Source organism: Kitasatospora sp. DSM 101779, from assembly GCF_025655475.1.
Classification (GTDB): domain Bacteria; phylum Actinomycetota; class Actinomycetes; order Streptomycetales; family Streptomycetaceae; genus Kitasatospora.
In genome coordinates this window covers 2,564,990-2,566,233 of sequence record NZ_JAHTIK010000001.1, presented here as the reverse complement: position 1 = coordinate 2,566,233, position 1,244 = coordinate 2,564,990, and the positions used below count along the sequence as shown (strand labels likewise).

At 78.7% G+C, this 1,244-nt stretch carries 2 pseudogenes; both read left to right on the top strand.

The annotated features are described in order from the left end of the window. Window positions 1-783 (top strand): annotated as a pseudogene (locus KSNIM_RS11900) (ABC transporter permease); the annotation flags it as partial. Window positions 784-989: 206 nt separating this feature from the next. Further along, a pseudogene (locus KSNIM_RS11895) lies at window positions 990-1,244 on the top strand (hypothetical protein); the annotation flags it as partial.

Below are 1,244 nucleotides of genomic sequence, written 5' to 3'. Positions count from 1 at the left end.
CCCGGCCCCGCCGCCGGCGCCCCCGCGCTGCGCACGGCCGCCGCCCTCGCCGTCCGCCTGCACCGCGGCACCCTGATCGGCTGGGCGGCCGGGCTCGCCGCGGCCGGACTGGTCTTCGGCGGGGTCTCCCGCGGTGTCGTCGACCTGGTCGGCGACAACGCCCGGGTCGCCGACGTGATCGCCCGGCTCGGCGGCCGCCAGGGCATCCTGGACGCCTACTTCGGCACCATGACCAACCTCTTCGGCATGGTCGTCGCCGGCTACGCGGTGCAGGCGGTGCTGCGGCTGCGCACGGAGGAGACCTCCGGCCGGGCCGAGCCGGTCCTCGCCACCGCCGTCTCCCGGCTCCGCTGGGCCGCCGGGCACCTGCTCTTCCCGCTGGCCGGCAGCGCCGTGCTGCTGACCGTCGCCGGGGTCTGCACCGGCCTCGGCCAGGGCGCCGCGATGGGCGGCACCGGGCGGGCCGCCGCCCGGCTGGTCCCCGCCGCGCTCGCCCAACTGCCCGCGGTGTGGCTGACGGCCGCGGTCGCGCTCGCGGTGGTCGGACTGGCACCGCGGTGGAGCACGGCCGGTTGGGGAGCGCTCGCCGTCTTCCTGCTGATCGGCTGGCTCGGTCCCGTCCTGCGCCTCCCGCAGTGGGCGCTGGACCTCTCCCCGTTCACCCACACCCCGCACCTGCCGGGCGGCGCGTTCACCGCCGTCCCGCTGCTCTGGCTGACCGCGCTCGCCGCGGCGCTGACCTGCGTCGGCCTGGCCGCGCTGGACCGCCGCGACCTGGGCTGAGCCGCGGCGCCGGGGCCGGCGGACCGGCCCGCACCGGGCGCCGTGACGACCCCTCCGTCCCGACGGGCCGCGTCGCGGACGGGAGTTCGCCGGCCGGTGCGTCCGGTGCCCCCCATATGGTCGGACGGCCGTCCGAATGATCCGCTATATTCGCGCCGCCGTCGAACGATCAGTGTCCGGCGTGCACCAGCGCACAGGGAGCCCGCATGCCGTCCGACCCGTACAGCCCTCAGCCGGACGACCGGGCGGCCCGGGACGACGCCTTCGCCAAGGCCTTCGCCCCGCCGCAGGACCCGCAACAGCCCCCGCAGCCCCTGTCGCAGACCCCGCCGCCCTACGGCGCGCCCGTGCCGAACCCGTACGCGCCACCGGCCCAGGACGAGGCGCTCGCCCGGGCGTTCGCCCCGCCGGCGCAGACCCCGCCGTTCGGTGCGGTCCCGCCCGGCGCCGTGCCGCCCGGC